General features: G+C 67.0%; 17 protein-coding genes. 4 read left to right on the top strand and 13 right to left on the bottom strand.

Features of this window, described 5'->3' with window-relative positions:
- A complete protein-coding gene (locus tag QMX79_RS05540; RefSeq protein ID WP_282245192.1) occupies nt 1–2,103 on the bottom strand; it encodes a PAS domain S-box protein in 2,103 nt (700 codons plus the stop codon).
- A 143-nt stretch (nt 2,104–2,246) separates the two neighbouring features.
- Here QMX79_RS05540 and QMX79_RS05535 point away from each other — a divergent pair, with 143 nt between their 5' ends.
- Nucleotides 2,247–5,051 carry a bifunctional diguanylate cyclase/phosphodiesterase gene (locus QMX79_RS05535; protein WP_282245190.1) on the top strand — a complete coding sequence of 935 codons (2,805 nt, stop codon included), beginning with the start codon at nt 2,247–2,249 and terminating at the stop codon, nt 5,049–5,051.
- Between the two features lie 66 nt (nt 5,052–5,117).
- On the opposite strand, the gene QMX79_RS05530 is transcribed toward QMX79_RS05535, so the two are convergent.
- From QMX79_RS05530 to QMX79_RS05505, 6 genes are all read right to left on the bottom strand, one after another.
- Entirely contained in the window at nt 5,118–5,399 is a 282-nt protein-coding gene (locus QMX79_RS05530; protein WP_282245188.1) for a hypothetical protein, read from the bottom strand.
- A gap of 98 nt (nt 5,400–5,497) precedes the next feature.
- Nucleotides 5,498–6,688: a methyl-accepting chemotaxis protein gene (locus QMX79_RS05525; RefSeq protein ID WP_068851775.1), complete on the bottom strand. Its 1,191-nt coding sequence runs from the start codon at nt 6,686–6,688 to the stop codon at nt 5,498–5,500.
- 150 nt (nt 6,689–6,838) lie between these two features.
- Nucleotides 6,839–7,453 carry a high frequency lysogenization protein HflD gene (hflD, locus tag QMX79_RS05520; RefSeq protein ID WP_282245185.1) on the bottom strand — a complete coding sequence of 205 codons (615 nt, stop codon included), beginning with the start codon at nt 7,451–7,453 and terminating at the stop codon, nt 6,839–6,841.
- Nucleotides 7,450–8,589, bottom strand: coding sequence for a tRNA 2-thiouridine(34) synthase MnmA (gene mnmA, locus QMX79_RS05515; RefSeq protein WP_282245183.1), 1,140 nt, complete (start codon nt 8,587–8,589; stop codon nt 7,450–7,452). The genes hflD and mnmA overlap by 4 nt, the downstream gene beginning before the upstream one ends.
- Entirely contained in the window at nt 8,586–9,047 is a 462-nt protein-coding gene (locus QMX79_RS05510; protein WP_282245181.1) for an NUDIX hydrolase, read from the bottom strand. Before QMX79_RS05510 ends, mnmA begins: the two co-directional genes overlap by 4 nt.
- Before the next feature lies 1 nt (nt 9,048).
- Entirely contained in the window at nt 9,049–9,513 is a 465-nt protein-coding gene (locus QMX79_RS05505) for a hypothetical protein (protein WP_282245179.1), read from the bottom strand.
- A 94-nt stretch (nt 9,514–9,607) separates the two neighbouring features.
- Here QMX79_RS05505 and clpS point away from each other — a divergent pair, with 94 nt between their 5' ends.
- Together clpS and clpA are read left to right on the top strand one after the other, a co-directional pair.
- Nucleotides 9,608–9,937 (top strand): ATP-dependent Clp protease adapter ClpS, encoded by a 330-nt coding sequence (gene clpS, locus QMX79_RS05500; protein WP_068851786.1) that lies wholly within the window; start codon nt 9,608–9,610, stop codon nt 9,935–9,937.
- 325 nt (nt 9,938–10,262) lie between these two features.
- Entirely contained in the window at nt 10,263–12,545 is a 2,283-nt protein-coding gene (clpA, locus tag QMX79_RS05495) for an ATP-dependent Clp protease ATP-binding subunit ClpA (RefSeq protein ID WP_282245174.1), read from the top strand.
- 77 nt (nt 12,546–12,622) lie between these two features.
- On the opposite strand, the gene QMX79_RS05490 is transcribed toward clpA, so the two are convergent.
- The 4 genes from QMX79_RS05490 to QMX79_RS05475 all read right to left on the bottom strand — a co-directional run bounded on the left by QMX79_RS05490 (nt 12,623) and on the right by QMX79_RS05475 (nt 15,388).
- Complete coding sequence (locus QMX79_RS05490; RefSeq protein WP_282245172.1) at nt 12,623–12,991, bottom strand: hypothetical protein; 369 nt, start codon at nt 12,989–12,991, stop codon at nt 12,623–12,625.
- Nucleotides 12,992–13,208: 217 nt separating this feature from the next.
- Complete coding sequence (gene infA, locus QMX79_RS05485) at nt 13,209–13,427, bottom strand: translation initiation factor IF-1 (RefSeq protein ID WP_005409596.1); 219 nt, start codon at nt 13,425–13,427, stop codon at nt 13,209–13,211.
- 99 nt (nt 13,428–13,526) lie between these two features.
- Nucleotides 13,527–14,261, bottom strand: a complete 735-nt coding sequence (gene aat / locus QMX79_RS05480; RefSeq protein ID WP_282245170.1) for a leucyl/phenylalanyl-tRNA--protein transferase — start codon at nt 14,259–14,261, stop codon at nt 13,527–13,529.
- Entirely contained in the window at nt 14,258–15,388 is a 1,131-nt protein-coding gene (locus QMX79_RS05475) for a GNAT family N-acetyltransferase (protein WP_282245168.1), read from the bottom strand. The genes aat and QMX79_RS05475 overlap by 4 nt, the downstream gene beginning before the upstream one ends.
- 193 nt (nt 15,389–15,581) lie before the next feature.
- Here QMX79_RS05475 and QMX79_RS05470 point away from each other — a divergent pair, with 193 nt between their 5' ends.
- Nucleotides 15,582–17,105 (top strand): N-acetylmuramoyl-L-alanine amidase, encoded by a 1,524-nt coding sequence (locus QMX79_RS05470; protein ID WP_282245165.1) that lies wholly within the window; start codon nt 15,582–15,584, stop codon nt 17,103–17,105.
- Nucleotides 17,106–17,183: 78 nt separating this feature from the next.
- Here QMX79_RS05470 and QMX79_RS05465 read toward each other — a convergent pair whose 3' ends face one another.
- Together QMX79_RS05465 and QMX79_RS05460 are read right to left on the bottom strand one after the other, a co-directional pair.
- Nucleotides 17,184–17,486 (bottom strand): addiction module antidote protein, encoded by a 303-nt coding sequence (locus QMX79_RS05465; RefSeq protein WP_282245163.1) that lies wholly within the window; start codon nt 17,484–17,486, stop codon nt 17,184–17,186.
- Nucleotides 17,487–17,541: 55 nt separating this feature from the next.
- The gene (locus QMX79_RS05460) at nt 17,542–17,829 is read right to left on the bottom strand and encodes a type II toxin-antitoxin system RelE/ParE family toxin (protein WP_282245254.1); all 288 of its coding nucleotides are present in this window, start codon (nt 17,827–17,829) and stop codon (nt 17,542–17,544) included.
- Nucleotides 17,830–17,966 lie beyond the last annotated feature (137 nt).

Below are 17,966 nucleotides of genomic sequence, written 5' to 3'. Positions count from 1 at the left end.
TCAGTATTCCAATGTATCGGGGGCGGCCACGCCATCGCTGCGGTAAGGCAGGAACAGGTCGACCAGGGTGCCGGCGCCATGCGCCGACTCGATCTTGAGGGTGCCGCCGGCGCTCTGCGCGCGTTCGCGCATCACGATCAGGCCCAGCCCGCGGGGGCCATCGGGGTCGAACCCTTCGCCGTCATCGCGCACCTGCAGGTGCAGGCCATGGTCCTGCACGTCCTGCAGCGTCAGGTGCACCTGGCTGGCGCGCGCATGGCGCAGCACATTGGTCAGGCTTTCCTGGGCGATGCGGAAACAGGCCTGCTCGATCTCACCCTGCGGGCGTCGCGGCAGCGCCGCGATGTCGGCCAGCAGCTCGATCGGCGAGGAACGGAACAGCACCCCGGCCTGCCAGCGCAACGCCGCCTCCAGGCCCAGTGCATCCAGCTGCGGCGGGCGCAGCAGGGTGGAGATGTCGCGCAGCTTGCCCACGGTGGCGTCGGCCAGGTGGATGATCTGCTCCAGGTCCTCGCCGCGCCGCTGCGGATCGGCCTCATCCTGCGCCGCATACGCCGACAGCTTCATCGCGGTGATGGCCTGGCCGATGTCGTCGTGCAGGTCGCGCGAGATCGCGCGGCGCTCGTCTTCCTGCAGCGAGAACAGCCGCCCGGCCATGGCCTGCAGCTCGCGGTTGCTGGTTTCCAGTGCCTCGCGGATACGCTCCGGCTCGCTCAGGTCGCGCACGATCAGCAGCTTGCAGTTGCGGCCGCCATAGCGCACCTCGCCCACCGCAAGCCCGGCCTGGAAGCGCTCGCCGCCCTGGCGGCGCATGCCGATCACTTCACTGCCGCTGCTGGGCAGCGGGATGCTGGCAAACAGCTGCGCGCGTACCCGGGCGAGGTCGGTGGCCACCACCAGCGCCGACAGCGGCTCGCCCAGCAGGGTGTGCTGGCCGTAGCCGAACTGCGCGGCAGCGCACGCGTTGGCATACAGCACGTGTTCGTCCGACAGGATCACCACGCCGTCGGGCAGCACCCGCACCAGCTCGCGGAACTGTTCCTCGCGTTCGCGCAACAGCCGGCGTGACTGCTCACGCTCGGTCACATCCTGCAACGTGCCCAGCACGCGGGGCCGGCCGGCGTCATCGGTGCCGCTCTCGGCACGCAGGTGCACCATCAGCGCCCGCCCGTCCATGGCCAGCAGCGGCAGCAGCAGGTCGATCTGCACCCGGTCGCCGCGCATGTCCTGCAGCAGCTGTTCGGTCAGTGCGGCGGTGGTCGGGTCGGCGGGGACCAGCAGTTCCTCGAAGCGGTGCCAGCGCCGTGCTTCGGGCGGGCGCCGGCCCAGCAGGTGGTAGACCTGGTTGGAGTAACGACCCAGCCCGGTGGACGGGTCGACTTCCCAGGCGCCGATCCGCGCCATTTCGTGCGCTTCCTCGACACGGGTCAGCGCCTGGTCGCGGCGCCGCAGCGCCTGGTCTTCGCGGGTGCGGTCGATGGCGATCAGCAGGCGCGCCGGGCGCCCGGCGTAATCCAGGTAGTTGCTGCGCATCTCCATGCGCCGGGGCGTGCCGTCCTTGAGCACCAGGTCGGCGGTGATCACGCACAGCTGGTCCGGTTGCGCGCGGATCTCCTCCAGCTTGGCGGCCAGCGCTGCTTCATCCCCGGGCGGCCACAGCGCGGTCATCGACATGGCGGTGAACTCGTCCCGGCTCCAGCCGAACAGGCTGCTGGCGGCCGGGTTCACGTCCAGGATCTCCAGGGTGTCCAGGTCGTAGACCAGGATCGGGCCGGGGTTGCCTTCGAACAGCTGCCGGTGGCGCTGTTCGGAGTGCTCCAGCCTTACATGGGTCTGCAGCACGTGCTGGGCCAGCGGGCGCAGCAGCAGGTAGATCACCGCGCCGCTGAGGATGACGAAGAATGCCCCCTTTGCCGTCTGCCAGCGCGCGGCCGTGGCCAGGTCGGCGGTGAGCACCTGCACGGCGGCATCGCTGCACAGGATCCATACCAGCGCCAGCATCAGATAGCCGAGCACCACCCGCCAGCGGTCGCGGCGCAGGGCCTGGGCGAGCGGGTGGTCACGACGGTGCGGTGCGGGCGGGCCGGGTGGGACGACAGGCATGGGTCGCGACGGGATGGGGTTGGGTAGGCGGTCCATAGTAGTGGCTGGGACACCCCGGGCGCACGCAAGGCTCAACTATCGACCAGAACAGCCGCTAACGATTGCGTTCCCGGCTGTCGGGTGCGTTATCGGAGTCATACCGCGTGGACCAAGGCATCATCGCGAGTCTGCTGCAGCACCCCTTGGCCTCGGCCCTGGTCATCCTGGACCGGACCGGGCGTCCGCTCGCCGCCAACCCGGCCGCGCGCGAACATGGGTTGCCGGCGACCGTGGCGGCCTACGGCGAGCTGCTGGAAGACCTGCGGCTGCTGGCCGCCGATGGCGGGCTGGTGCCGTGCCAGCTGCCGGGCGGGCCGCGTGGGCGCTTCGATGGCTGGATGCGCGCCGTGCACGACGCCGACGGCAACCTGCTGGCCTTCACCCTGAGCGTGCCCGAACCGGTGGCACCCTACGCGGGCAGCCGCTGGGAAGTGGCGCTGGACCATGCCGGCCATGGCCTGTGGGACTGGGACCTGCCCAGCGACGCGGTGAGCCGTTCGCAGCGCTGGCATGACGCGCCGGCCGGCGCGGACGAACACGCGTCGGCCGAGGCCGGGCAGGCCCTGCTGGCCCCGGTGCATCCCGACGACCAGGCGGCGGTGCGCGCGGCGCTGGACGCGCACCTGCGCGGCGAGGGGGAGGTGTACACGGCCCAGTACCGCCTGCGCCACCCGGAAGGGGACTGGCGCTGGGTGCTGGATCGCGGCCGCGTGGTGGCCCGTACCGTCGACGGACAGCCGCTGCGCATGGTCGGCACCCACACCGACATCCAGGCACAGAAACAGATGGAAGCGCTGCTGCTGGAGCAGCAGGTGCACCTGCGCGAGGCGCAGCGCATCGCCAGCATGGGCAGCTGGTCGTGGGACCCGGACAGCCGCCAGTTCTGGTGGTCGCCCGAGTTCCGGGCCCTGCTGGGCGTGGGCGACGCCCCGTTGAACAGCCGGCGGCACTGGCTGCGCCTGCTCGAACCGCGTTCGCGCGGCCTGCTGCGGCAGGCCTGGCGGCGCATGCTGCGCGATGGCAAGCCCAGCACGCTGGCGCTGGAGCTGCCGCGCGGAAACGACGGCGCGCTGCACCTGCGGTTGTGGATGCAGCCGCTGCTGGGCCCGGACGGGCGCATCCAGCGCCTGCTCGGCCAGGTCCAGAACATCACCGAACAACACCAGACCGATGCGCTGATCCGCTGGCGCACCGAGCTGCTCAACCGGGTTTCGGCGCTGGGCCGCATCGGCGGTTGCGAGATCGACGTGGCCACCCGCCACATGCAGTGGACCGAGGAGTGCTACCGCATCCACGGCCTGCGCAAGGAACCGATCAGCCTGGACCAGGCGCTGGCGCTGTACACGCAGGATTCGCGCGACGCCTTCGAGGCCGCATTGGCGCGCATTGCCGCCGGCGGCCTGCCCGAACAGCTGGACCTGTGCTTCTACCGCCAGTCCGGGCTGCGCATCTGGGTGCAGGTACTGATCGAGCTGGACCATCGCGATGGCCTGCCGACCCGCTTCGTGGTGCTGTTCCGTGACATCACCCGCGAACGCGAAGCCAACGAGCGGATCGAGCTGCTGGCCCATTACGACCTGCTCACCGGCCTGCCCAACCGCATGCTGCTGCGCGAGCAGACCGCCGACGCCATCGAGGAAGCGCGCGATCGCGGCGCACCGTTGGCGATGCTGTTCATCGACCTGGATGGCTTCAAGACCATCAACGACACCTTCGGCCATGCCACCGGCGATGCGCTGCTCAAGGCCGCGGCGGCGCGGCTGCACCAGAACCTGCGCAACGCCGACCTGTTCGGGCGTTTCAGCGGCGATGAGTTCATCGTGGTGCTGCGCGACCTGGCCGACCCGGAAGATGCCGGGCACGTGGCGCGCAAGCTGATCGTCTCGCTGGCCGAGCCGCTGCAGCGCGGTGACACCACCTTGAAGGTGGGCGCCAGCGTGGGCATTGCGATGCTCGACGAAGGCCGCACGGATTTCGATTCGCTGCTGCGCGCGGCCGACGCGGCCATGTACGCCGCCAAGGAGGCCGGGCGCAATACCTACCAGTACTACAGCCAGGACGCGCTGCTGCGCATCCAGCGCAAGCTGGAGATCGAGCACGCGCTGCTGGGCGCCATCGAGCGCGAAGAGTTCAGCCTGGCCTACCAGCCACTGCTGCATGCCGCGCAGGACCAGCCACCGGCCATCGAGGCGCTGCTGCGCTGGCACCGCCCGGGCATCGGCTACTGCAGTCCGGCCGAGTTCATTCCCATTGCCGAGAAGTGCGGCGAGATCGTGCGCATCGGCGACTGGGTGCTGGCCGAGGCCTGCCGCCAGGCGGCGGTGTGGGACCGGGCCGGGCTGAAGTTCGACCGGATCGCGGTGAACGTGTCGGCCGTGCAGCTGCGCGACCGCGGCTTCGCCGAACGGGTGATCGACATCTGCCACGCCCATGGCTGGGCGCCGCAGCGGCTGGAGCTGGAGCTGACCGAATCGGCCCTGATCCGTGACACCGACGTGCTGCGCCACTGCTTCGATGTGCTGGAGCGGCACGGCGTGCCCTTGGCGGTGGACGATTTCGGTACCGGCTTCTCCAACCTGCACTACCTCAACCGTTTCCCGGTGGGCCGCCTGAAGATCGACCGCAGCTTCGTGCAGGGCATGCTCCACGATGCCGGCACCGCCGAGGTCACCCAGGCCATCGTGCACCTGGGCCATGCCCTGGGCATGAAGGTGGTGGCCGAAGGCGTGGAAACGGAGCAGGAAGAAGCGATGCTGCGCCGCCAGGGCTGCGATGAGATCCAGGGCTACCTGTACTCGCGCCCGCTCACCCCGCGTGACCTGGCGCAGTGGCTGAAGCTCGGTGGCGGACAGCTGCAGGCACTGCCGACCGTGGTCGGCGAATCGCCACGGGTTCCGGTCGCGCCGTAACCGCCCGCGGGCGTTGCATTTGCTAGAGCATCAGCAGGTCCGGTCATCAACCGGACCTGCTTTTTGCTATGCGGCGCCAGCAGATCCGGACGCGTCCAGCGCGGTCCCGCTCAATCCCAGGTCCCAGGCCAGTCCCGCCAACGCGGGATCCAGCGGCGCTGCCGCCGGGGCGGTTGCCATCATCCCAGCCAGTTCCCATTGCGCCTGCTGTTCCAGCACCGCCAACAGCGCACGGCCGCTCTTCGGCGCCACGGGCGCCGGGGCAGGGTGGATGACCTCGCCCACGGCGTCGGGCGACGCGCCGTTTCCGGCAGGTATCAGTGGGCTGGGGGCGGCGTTCAACAGCATGCGGCAGTCTTCAACAGTGGGGTCAGGGTGCTACACGCACGAAAGCCCCGGCAATGCCGGGGCCCTCGTGGAATGCCGTTGCCGGCATCAATCACGGATCAGAACAGTTCAACCGCACCGGCTGCCATGCTCTGCTGGCTCACCGGCTTGTGCGGCGGGCGTTCCCATTCGCTGCGCATTTCGCGCAGGCGGTTGCCGGTACGCTGCAGGGCGGTGGCCACTTCGGCATCGAACACGCCGCCGTTACGGTGCAGCAGTTCCTGCAGGCCCACCGCTTCGCGGTTGATCGAGGTCAGGCGGTCCAGGTGGGTGTGCACGCCGCCCAGGGCCTGGGTGGCGATGTCCTCGAACTGCAGGGCGCGCACGGCTTCGGCCACGCTGCTGTCGATGGCGCGGCCGCACTCGGAGATCTCGCGCATGCCTTCGCCCAGCGACGCATTGATCTGGGCCACGTTGTCGAGCATGGCGGCCGCTTCGTGACGCGCTTCGCGGGAGCGGTCCATGTCGCGCGAGGCCATGTTGGAGACCGTTTCGCGGACCTTGGCGATCGCATCCTTGGAGCTGTGCGCCAGCTTGCGGATCTGCTCGTTGAAGGTGGTGGAGCGCTCGGAGAGGTTGCGCACCTCGTCGGCGACCACCGCGAAGCCGCGGCCGGCTTCACCGGCGCGCGCCGCTTCGATGGCCGCGTTCAGCGCCAGCAGGTTGGTCTGGTCCGCGATGGACTTGACGTCTTCCAGCAGCGCGAAGATGCCATCCAGGTGCTGCGCCATCTGGTCGATGTGCTGCACGGTGTTGCTGCTCTGGCCGCTGACCTGTTCCAGCGCTTCCACCAGCTGTTCCATGCGGTGGCTGGCGTGCTGGGCGAAACGGGCCACGTCGACGCCGGCGCCACCGTCTTCACCGGCGCGATCGACGATGCGGGCCAGTGCCTGGCTCTGCTGGCGGGACTTGCGGTTCATGGCATCGAAGCTGCCACCCAGGCCGGCCACGGCCTGGCGGATCAGGTCACGGGCGCGTTCGATTTCGCCACGCGAGCCGTCGATTTCGTTGCCGACGAACGAGCGCAGCTCGGTCAGCAGCTGGTCCTGTTCCCGCATCATGCGGGCATGCTCGGGCGAGCGCTGGGTCTGGGCGCGGGCGGTCCACCACGCGAACCCCAGCCAGCTGAGCGTCATCGTGGTCAGGATCGCCCAGCGCAGGGCGGCCGGCCATTCGAAGCCGATGGCGAAGGGAAGCAGGAGGGTCAGGACCAGGGGGGCGGCCAGACTAGTGAAGAGGCGTGAGTACATGGACGTTCTCGGGGAGGTGCACGGAGGATGTATCGGCCGTACCCCCGTTTGCTTTAGCCACGGCGCACTTTTTTGTGCGCCGGTGGGTGACGACCGTTGGTCGTCAGCCCGTCCCGGTAGGTGACGACCGTTGGTCGTCACTCCTTTCCGTCAGCGCAGCTGACGGTCAACCGCTTCGATCATCGCCTTGCGCGAGATCAGGAAATCCCAGTACTGGCCGCCGGTCTGGCGCCACAACACCGCCGAACGCACCGCCGCCAGCAGCAGCGCGCGGATCTCGGCCACCACCCCGGCCTGGGCCAGGTAGTGCGGGTTGCCCTGGACCATCACCCGCGGCTTGAGGTGGCTGATGGTGTCGGCATACAGCCCGCCCAGGCTGGACAGCACGTCCGGGTGGGCGCTGTCGTTCAGCTCGGCGGCCTGGCGCTGGGCGCTGGCGATGCCCTGGCTGACCTGCGCGACCACCGCGTGCTCGCGCACGAAGCGGCGCTCCAGCTGCAGCACGGCCAGGGCCAGCCGCGGCAGGATCTCGTCCTGGCCCTGGCTGCGGAAATAGTTGTGCAGCAGGCGCAGGCCCGGGGCCAGGTTGGCGGCGCTGCCGTAGATGGCCTGCGGGCTGTCGGCGTCGATCCGGAACACGCTGTCGATGGCGGTGCGGACCACGCTGGCCTCGGAATGGCCGGTTTCGGCGATGCGGCGCACCTGCTGCAGCGCCTGGGCGATGCCAGCCAGGGCAAGGACGCGGTCGTCGATGGAAAAACTCATGCAGCAGATACCTCGAAGGGGGAAGGGGCGGTGCGCAGGCGCTGCTCCAGCGGCGCATCGGTGGCGGCAATCACCGCGCCACCCAGGCAGACCTCGTCGTCATACAACACCAGGGATTGCCCGGGGGTGACGGCACGCTGCGGCCGCGCGAAACGCACGTCCACGCTGCCATCGTCGCGCACCCGCACCGTGCAGGGCTCGTCCGGCTGGCGGTAGCGGGTCTGCGCGGTGCACTCGAACTGCCGGGCAGGCGGTGCCCCGGCGATCCAGTGGGCGGTTTCCGAATGCAGCCGGGTCGACTGCAGCCAGGGGCTTTCACGGTCCTGGTCCACGTACAGCACGTTGCTGGCCACGTCCTTGCCCACCACGTACCACGGGGCCGCCGGGCGGCCACGCACGCCGCCGATGTTCAGGCCCTCGCGCTGGCCCAGGGTGAAATAGAACACCCCGGGGTGCTCGGCGATGCGGTTGCCGTCCGGGTCTTGGATCTCGCCGGTGCGCGCCGGCAGGTAACGGCCCAGGAACTCGCGGAAATCGCGTTCGCCGATGAAGCAGATCCCGGTCGAGTCCTTCTTGGCGTGGGTCGGCAGGCGCGCATCGCGGGCGATGCGGCGCAGGTCGTTCTTCTGCAGGTCGCCGATCGGGAACAGGGTGGCGGCCAGCTGGGCCTGGCCCAGCTGGTGCAGGAAGTAGCTCTGGTCCTTGCTGCGGTCGGCGCCGCGCAGCAGCGCCCAGCGCCCGCCCACCTGGGCGATGCGGGCGTAATGGCCGGTGGCGATCCGCTCTGCACCCAGCTCGCGGGCCGCATCCAGGAAGTGCTTGAACTTCACTTCGCGGTTGCACAGCACGTCCGGGTTGGGGGTGCGTCCGGCCGCGTATTCGGCCAGGAAGTGTTCGAACACGCCCTGCCAGTACTCGCTGGAGAAGTCGCGGAAGTGGAACGGGATGTCGAGCAGGCCGCACACGGCCACCGCATCGCGGCGGTCGTCTTCGGCACGGCAGTCGCCGCTGCCGTCGTCGGCCCAGTTCTGCATGAACAGCCCGGCCACCGGCTCGCCCTGCTGGACCAGCCGCCAGGCGGCCACGGACGAATCCACGCCGCCGGAAACGCCGACCATGATGCGCGGGGTGCTCATGCAACCTCCTTCACGATCAACAGCGGGTGGCGCTGGCCGGCCAGGAAGTCGGCAACGACCTCCCAGACCAGTGGACTGCGCAGCCGGGACGGCTCGGCCTGCAGCTCGGCCGGGTCCAGCCACAGCGCGCGCAGGATGCCGGTGTCCAGCGGGCGGGCAGGGTCATGCGAGATCGGCTCGGCCGCGTAGGCGAAGCGCAGGAAAGGCGTGCCGTCGGGCGCGGTCCACTGGTAGGTGCCGATGAAGGCGGTCAGGCGGACGGTCCAGCCCGATTCTTCCAGCGTCTCGCGCACGGCGGCGGCGGCCAGGCTTTCGCCCGGCTCCAGGTGCCCGGCCGGCTGGTTCAGCACCGCGCGGCCGTCGATGGCTTCTTCCACCAGCAACAGGCGCCCGTCCCGCACCACCACGGTGGCCACGGTCACATGCGGCGCCCAGCGCAGGTCCTGCACTTCGTTCACGTCAGTATTCGTCCGTTCCAGTCAATTCAAGTTCCATCGCATCGGCGGTGTTCATCGCCGCCTCGATGGCCTCGCTCAGCGCATCGGCGCTGGCGTTGGCATCCACCTTCACCACGAACATGGCCAGCTGCTCCTGCTTGACCCAGCCGCCCAGCTTGGCGTCCTGGGAGTCTTCCAGCAGGCGGTTGGCCACTGCGGCGGAGAACTGCTTGCCCGGCGCGTTGTAGCCCGGCGACCAGATCTCGCGGATGCGGTGCTTGCCGTACTCTTCCACAGCCGAGCGCACGAACACCAGCTGGGTGCGGTCGCCTTCGACATCGAACACCAGCTTGTAGTCGCCGTCCTCGTCGATCTCATAGGGGTACTTCAGCGTATCCAGCACGCGGCCGACGGCCTTGTCGGGCGTTGCGGCCTGGGCCCCGAACACGGTGGCGGTCAGCAGCAGCGCGGTGGCGATCCTTTTCATGAAATCCCTGTGAAAGTATGTATCCATGAGTGGATTGTGACGGGGGCAGGGGGCCAACGTCCAATCCGGCCGGTGCGGCGTCTATAATGTCCGGATGCCCCGCGAGCCCTCCCAAGAACCCCACCACGACCACGGCGTAGCGCTGGAACCGGCCCGGCCGGAGGTCGCGCCGCCGCCGTTCTACCAGGTGATGCTGCTGAACGACGACTACACCCCGATGGATTTCGTGGTGACCGTGCTGCAGCACTTCTTCTCGATGGATCTGGAAAAAGCCACCCAGGTGATGCTCAACGTGCACACCCGTGGCCGTGGCGTGTGCGGGGTGTTCACCCGCGAGGTGGCCGAATCCAAGGTCGCCCAGGTCAACGAGTTCTCGCGCATGAACCAGCATCCGCTGCTGTGCACGATGGAAAAAGCCGGCTGACACGGCGTTCCCGGCGCCCTCCGGTTGATTGATCCCGATCCCAATGGGTCCGTAACAATTCGTAGCGCCGGCCGTTGGCCGGCCCACGCATGGCCGTTCCCGCCCTTTATGCCCGTCAATCAGGGAAAGCGCCGGGGACCGCCAAGGGGGCGGGGCGCCTGCAATCGGTCGATGACGTCGCCATCACGGGTGGGCAGCCAATGCTGGCGGTGTCTGGGGCATGATCGCGCAAGTGATAACGCCATCTGAACGCACCGATCCAGTAGGGTGATGGAAATTGTGCAGGTAGGCCGCATATTGTTCTCAACTGCCGCCGGAGTAGAACATGTTCAGTAAAGACCTCGAACACACCATCGGTCAGTGCTACAAGCGCGCCCGTGAGGCCCGCCATGAGTTCATGACGGTGGAACACCTGCTGCTGGCACTGCTCGACAACCCGTCCGCCCAGGCCGTGCTCAAGGCATGCGGGGCCGACGCCGACCGCCTGCGCCAGGAGCTGGAGCAGGCCATCGAGGTCTCCGTCTCGCGCCTGGCCGAAGATGACGGCCGCGACACCCAGCCCACCCTGGGCTTCCAGCGTGTGCTGCAGCGGGCCGTGTACCACGTGCAGTCCTCGGGCAAGAAGGAGGTCACCGGCGCCAACGTGCTGGTGGCGATCTTCGGCGAAAAGGACTCCCACGCGGTCTATTACCTCAACCAGCAGGACGTGACCCGGCTGGATATCGTCAATTACCTCTCCCATGGCATCGCCAAGCTGGGCGAGGAGGGCGAAGTGCCGCCGTCGTCGGACGCCGAAGGGCGCGCCGAGGGTGGCGATGGCGAAGGCAAGGGCGATGCCCTGGCCGAGTTCGCCAGCAACCTCAACGAGGCGGCCCGCAACGGCCGTATCGATCCGCTGGTGGGTCGCCGCGACGAAATCGAGCGCACCATCCAGGTCCTGTGCCGCCGGCGCAAGAACAACCCGCTCTACGTGGGCGAGGCCGGCGTGGGCAAGACCGCCATCGCCGAGGGCCTGGCCAAGCGCATCGTGGAAGGCTCGGTGCCCGACGTACTGGCCGACGCGGTGATCTATTCGCTCGACCTGGGCGCGCTGGTGGCCGGCACCAAGTACCGCGGCGATTTCGAGAAGCGCCTGAAGGGCGTGCTCACCGCGCTGAAGAAGATGCCCAACGCGGTGCTGTTCATCGACGAGATCCACACCATCATCGGTGCCGGGTCGGCGTCGGGCGGCACCATGGACGCCTCCAACCTGATCAAGCCGGCGCTGGCCTCCGGTGAGCTGCGCTGCATCGGCTCCACCACCTTCCAGGAATACCGCGGCATCTTCGAGAAGGACCGTGCGCTGGCGCGCCGCTTCCAGAAGATCGACATCGTCGAGCCCACCGTGGGAGAAACCTACGAGATCCTGCAGGGCCTCAAGCCCAAGTACGAAGCGCACCACGGCGTGACCTACGCCGATGACGCGCTGCAGGCGGCGGTGGACCTGTCGGTGAAGCACATCGGCGACCGCCTGCTGCCGGACAAGGCCATCGACGTGATCGATGAAGCCGGTGCCCGCCAGCGCCTGCTACCCGAGGGTGAGCGCAAGCAGCTGATCGACATCGAGGAAATCGAAACGATCGTGGCCAAGATGGCGCGCATTCCGGCCAAGCAGGTCAGTGCCACCGACAAGGACGTGCTGCAGCACCTGGAGCGCAACCTGAAGATGGTGATCTTCGGCCAGGATCCGGCCATCGAGACGCTGTCCTCGGCGATCAAGCTGGCCCGTTCGGGCCTGGCCAATCCGGAAAAGCCGATCGGCAACTTCCTGTTCGCCGGCCCCACCGGCGTGGGCAAGACCGAGGTGACTAAGCAGCTGGCGCTGCAGCTGGGCATCGAGCTGGTGCGCTTTGACATGAGCGAATACATGGAGCCGCATTCGATCAGCCGCCTGATCGGTGCGCCCCCGGGCTATGTCGGCTTCGACCAGGGTGGCCTGCTCACCGAAAAGATCGTCAAGACCCCGCACTGCGTGCTGCTGCTGGACGAGGTGGAAAAAGCCCACCCGGACATCTTCAACATCCTGCTGCAGGTCATGGACCGTGGCGTGCTCACCGACACCAACGGGCGCGAAGCGAACTTCAAGAACGTGGTGCTGGTGATGACCACCAATGCCGGCGCGGCGCAGGCCTCGCGGCGTTCGATCGGCTTCACCCGCCAGGACCACGCCACCGACGCGATGGAGATCATCCGCAAGAGCTTCACGCCGGAATTCCGCAACCGCCTCGATGCGGTGGTGCAGTTCCAGCCGCTGGGCTTCGAGCACATCCTGCGCGTGGTGGACAAGTTCCTGATCGAGCTGGAAATGCTGTTGCAGGAAAAGCACGTCAGCCTGTCGGCCACGCCGACCGCGCGCGACTGGCTGGCCCGCCACGGCTTCGACCCGCTGATGGGCGCGCGCCCGATGGCCCGCGTGATCCAGGACAAGGTCAAGCGCCCGCTGGCCGACGAGCTGCTGTTCGGCAAGCTGGTCAACGGCGGCCGGGTCAGCATCGACGTGCGCGACGACGAACTGTTCGTCGAAGCGCAGGCCGAACCGGAGCGGCTGCTGCCGGCGACGGTCGAATGACCGCTAGGTCACGACCGTTGGTCGTGACGCCTTGAAAGCAAAAACGCCCCGGATGGGGCGTTTTTGTTGGGCGTCGCTCAGCGCTTGGCGCGCGATGCGAACGCCTCGGCGCTGATCGGTTCGAGCCTGGCGACATCGCAGCTGCCCGTATCGGTACGCAGCTTGCTGGCGCGTGCCCCGCACAACTGGCCCTCATTGCTGGGGGTGGCAAACTCGAGCTTTCGCGAGAAGCCGGCCTGGCTGCAGCTGTTCTGGAAATGGACGATGTAGTGATCGGTGCCGTTGCGCAGCAGGATGCTGCGATCGGCGCCCTTGCGGACCAGCTGCTGGTCGCTGGACAGGGTGATGCAATCGGAGCCGGCCGCGGCGGCGGGCGCGCTCTGCGCGGACGCCGAACCGGTAGCGCTGGAAACAACCAACAGGCAAAGCGCAATCAGGGTCTTCATGGCGGGGGCCAGTAGGTCACGGTCCGGAGTGGACCGTAGACCACAGTGCCCACCTTCGGCCGGTGGCGAATCTGCATCAAGGCAGGCTGACTGATGTCAGGGTGTCGTGGGGCAGGGTGACTGCCGGCACGGTGGGCGCAGCTGAATGGCGCCCACGCAAAAAGGCCAGCGCAGGGCCGGCCTTTGATCGCGTCTTCCGGAGAAGCCGCCCTTCCGCTTACTTCATGCGGTAGGTGATGCGACCCTTGGTCAGGTCGTAGGGCGTCATTTCAACCTTGACACGGTCGCCCGTCAGGATGCGGATGTAGTTCTTGCGCATGCGGCCGGAGATGTGGGCGATGATTTCATGCCCATTTTCCAGTCGAACGCGGAAAGTGGTGTTCGGCAGCGTCTCGCTGACGGTGCCTTCGAACTCGATGGAGTCGTCTTTCGACATGTAGTCCTGTGCAGTTCTATAAACGGCCGAGCTGGCCTTAAGAGCGGGCATTTTACGCGCATCTCCCCCGGGATGCAAAGATTGCGTTAACCGCCTGCCTCAGGCCAACGACGCGGCTGGAATCTCCCCAAACCGCGCGGTCCACGCCCCAGGCGCCTCGTCAGCAGCCACCTGCGCCCGGACCAGCCCCAGGAACCGTTCACGCGGCCAATGTTGGGCCCCCATCCGCAGCAGGTGCTCGTTCTCCACCTGCGCATCGATCAATGGCCAGCCCCACGACGACAGCCGATGGGCCAACCCGGCCAACGCCACCTTCGAGCCGCCGCTGGCCGCGCTGAACATGCTCTCGCCGAAGAACATCCGGCCGATGGCCACCCCGTAGATCCCGCCCACCAGCCGGTCGCCGTCCAGCACCTCGACCGAGTGGGCGAACCCCAGGGCATGCAGCGCCACATAGGCCTCGACCATGTCCCGGGTGATCCAGGTGCCGTCCTGCCCCGGGCGGGGGCTGGCCGCGCAGGCCTCGATAACCTCGCGGAAGCGGGTATCGGCACGCACTACCCAGCCGCTGGCGCGCAGGCTGCGGCGGAAACGCGAGGACAGGTGCACCCCATCGGTGCGGAACACCATGCGCGGGTCCGGTGACCACCACAGCAGCGGCTGGCCCTCCGAGAACCACGGGAAGATGCCGCCGGCGTAGGCATTGAGCAGGCGCACCGGCGAGAGGTCGCCACCGAGCGCCAGCAGCCCATCCGGGTCCCGCAACGCGGTTTCGGCAGGCGGGAAGGGCGCATCCGGACGGTCGTCCAGCCGCCAGGGCAGGTGCCGCGTCATGTGGATTCGATCGACTTGAAGGGGGTGTGCTCCACCAGCAGCTGCGCGTAGCGCTGCACTTCCTCGCGCTCCTGTTCGCACCAGCCGGCCAGCGCGCCGGCAAATGCCGGCTCGGCCAGCCAGTGCCGGCTGCGTACCGGGTGCGGCAGGAAGCCACGCGCCAGCTTGTGCTCGCCCTGCGCGCCGGGCTCGAAGCGGGTGAGCCCTTCGCGCAGGCAGTATTCGATGCCCTGGTAGTAACAGGTTTCAAAGTGCAGGCCGGGCAGGGTGGCGCCGCCCCAATAACGGCCGTACAGGGTATCGCCGCCGCGCAGGCACAGGGCGCCGGCTACCGGCTCGCCCTCCAGCATGGCCAGGAGGATCACCAGCTGTCGCGGCATCGTCGTGGCCAGGTGCTGCAGGAACGGCAGGGTCAGTGCCGGCGAATTGCCGTATTCGCTGAAGGTCTGCAGGTAGAAGTCGTGCATGGCCTGCAGGTCGGCGGCGGTGGCTTCATCGCCGTGCACGATCCGGTAGCTCACCCCGGTGCGGGCCAGCTTGGCGCGCTCCTGGCGGATGTTCTTGCGGTGCTTGTGGTCCATGGCGGCCAGGAAGCTGCTGAAGTCGGTCCAGTCGCCCGGGTTGTGCCACTGGAACTGGATGTCCTCGCGCAGCAGCCAGTCCGGGCCGAACGCGGCGTCGTCATCGGCCAGGTGGAAGTTCACGTGCGCCGACGACCAGCCCATGCGGGCCACTTCGCCGCGCAGGGTTTCCACCAGCGTGCGCGAGGTTCCTGCATCCCTGGCCAGCAGGCGCGGCCCGCTCACCGGCGAATACGGCACTGCGCCCAGCCACTTCGGGAAGTACGCCAGCCCGTGGCGGGCATAGGCGTTGGCCCAGGCGTGATCGAACACGAACTCGCCATGCGAGTTGTCCTTCAGGTAGCCCGGTACCGCCCCGATCAACTGGTCGCCGTCCCACAAGGTGAAGTGGCGCGGCCGCCAACCCCATTCCGCACGCAGGCAGCCGTGTTCTTCCAGCCCCTGCAGGAACGCGTAACTGACGAACGGGTTGCGGCCGTCGTGCAGCGCATCCCAGTCGGCGGCGGACAGGTCGGTGAGGCGATGTAGGAAGCGTATATCGGGCATGGCTGAAGGATAGGGCAGGCCGATGGAAAACGGGGTGTTTTAGGTGGCGTTGATCGGCTTGCGGTAAGCGATAGGAAAGTCGTTCAGTAGCGGCCGGGAAGCGTGCGTTGGGGCGCGTTCGTGTGGCCCTGAAGGGAGGAGATTTCGCTGGCGCATCCGGGGATGCGTCAACTACCTTCAAGGAGAAACGGAAATGGTAAGTAAAGGCCTACAGTTGTTCGCGGTGGGGTGCGGGATTCTGCTTGCTGCGGGTGTCGTTGATTCACAGGCTGCGCGCGTGCCTGGCGGCAATGGCCACCCCATCGAATCGAAAGATGAGGCTACGCAGACGACCTGGTACGTCGATGCCGAGCTGATCCACCTACTGGAGAAGGAAGCGTCCAGAGGCGTTTCGACGTACCTGCAGAGCAGGGATGTACTGCGAACGGTTGATGTAAAGGTCACCATCGACATGAGCAAGAAGCAGGTGCTGGCAGACTTTGGTCAGGGCTTTCTTCCGGGATCCGCCGAAGGGTATGCAGAGACGTTCCTGCACGAACTTGCCGTGACGATTCGTGTTTACGCAGAGAAGGCCGGGCTTCCCATCGTTGATGTGGACTTCCGGTTTCAGGGAAAGCCGCTCAAGCACTACTTCCCCGACGATCTTGCAGTGCCTCCGCAAGCCCGTATGAATCCACGGAATGCCACTGCGTTGGTTTCCGCCAGTCACGGACTCGTTCGGGTGTTTCCATCCAGGAGTTGGGAGTTTCAGCGCCCGGATGCGTTCGGTTTCAGGGAGGACATGATCACGCCAGCGTACGGAGATGTGTTGCAGTCGCTTCTTGTGGAGCGAAGTGGCTTGAGCGTCTATCGTGCGCGAAGCAGGGCGCAGGATCTGCACGAGGAGTCGGAGCGTCCTTGGGAGCAGATGTCTTCGAGGTACCACGTGAAGGCTGTGATGCCCGCGCGCACGGATATCTGGAACTCGCTGCCGAACGCGACCACGAATGATCGGGAGGTCAATGAAGACATCCGCACACGCCCTCTCTACGCGAATCACCTTGGCGTAGGGGCAATGATCAGCCTTCACACCAATGGTCACCCAATGGCGACGACCCGGGGCTTGGAGGTCTTCTATTACGGCGAAAAGCCGAACGATCGGACTCTTGCGGAGAGCGTGCTGTGCGGGATGCGCGAGCAGATCCGATCACGGCCGGGCTACGAAGACTTTCCCATTCGAGATCGCGCCAACGCGGGCCGACACGGCGAAAACAGGATTGCCACAATGCCGGCGGTACTTGTGGAGATCGCCTACCACTCGAACCCAGAAGACTCGGCGGCGCTACAGGATCCCGTGTTTCGGGAGGCGTCAATGAAAGGTGTGGAGAAGGGCTACCGGCTGTTTCGTGAGGGCAAGGACTGCACGCCGTTGGCGTTGAGGAAGATTGATCGCGTCACCGTCCCTGCGAGTGGTGCGGCGGAGACCGACGTTCATTTCGACGGCAATCCACAGTTCCCGGTGACGCTCAGTTTCACGCCGGCGTATTGCACCCAGCCGGGCGCCTGCAGGGCGGAAGTAAAGACGGTCACGGAAGCATCCGCGTCGCCCATCAAGGCGCGAATGACCTGCGAAGGGAGCGGTTACGGCATGGTGGACTGGAGCACGGTAATGCGCGATGCCGATGGCGTCACGTCGGGACCCGTGGAGCACTGGATGACCTGCCAGGGTGGTGGTTGATCCGCCGGCGCATCAGGAAGGATGGCTGAAAAGGTAAAGGCCGGTGCATTGCGCCGGCCCTCGGAAACAGAATGAAGTTTAGGCTGCGGTAGCATGCAACTGCACGCCGAGGGCGCGCGTCACCTTCAGGATCGTGGCGAAATCCGGGCTGCGCTCGCCGGAGAGGGCGCGGTACAGGCTCTCACGTGAAACGCCCGCGTCGCGCGCGACCTTGCTCATGCCTTGGGCGCGGGCAATATCACCGAGCGCCTTGGCGATGAATGCAGAGTCGCCGTCACTTTCCATGATGCAGGCATCCAGGTACGCGGCCATTTCCTCCGGGGTGCGCAGGTGCTCCGCAACGTCGAACTTTTCTACCTTTGTCTTCTTCTTGGCTGTCATGTCGCTGTAGCTCCGGTAGTTTCGTTGCGCGGTGCTCTTCTTCTTTCGTATGGCGTCATAAATTGCGAGCCAGCTCCTTCGCCTTTTCAATGTCTTGCTGCTGGGAGCCCTTATCGCCGCCTACCAGAAGAATAATGAGCCGGTTGCCTCGCTGTGTGTAGTAGACACGATAGCCGGGGCCTGCATCTACGCGAAGCTCAGCTATTCCGCCGCTTAGATTGCGGTGGTCCCCGGGATTGCCATGGGCAAGCCGGCGAATGCGGGCGAGGATCCTTGCCCGACCTGCGACGTCCTTCAGGTCATCCATCCATGCTGCGAATTGGTCGGTTCGCTGTAGCTCCATCGAAAAAGTGTAGCCCACAGGCTACATGATGTCTATCTCCCCACGTCCTGCGATCTCAAAACGAAGAAGGCCGGCGCGGGGGGCCCGCCGGGGGGGGGTCCGGCGGCGCGGCGTATTATGGGATCGACCCCGGAGCG

Source organism: Stenotrophomonas sp. PS02300 (assembly GCF_029959395.1).
GTDB classification, from domain to species: Bacteria; Pseudomonadota; Gammaproteobacteria; order Xanthomonadales; family Xanthomonadaceae; genus Stenotrophomonas; species Stenotrophomonas maltophilia_AD.
The sequence above is the reverse complement of the archived record's forward strand: the minus strand, read 5'-3'. Positions and strand labels throughout refer to the sequence as shown.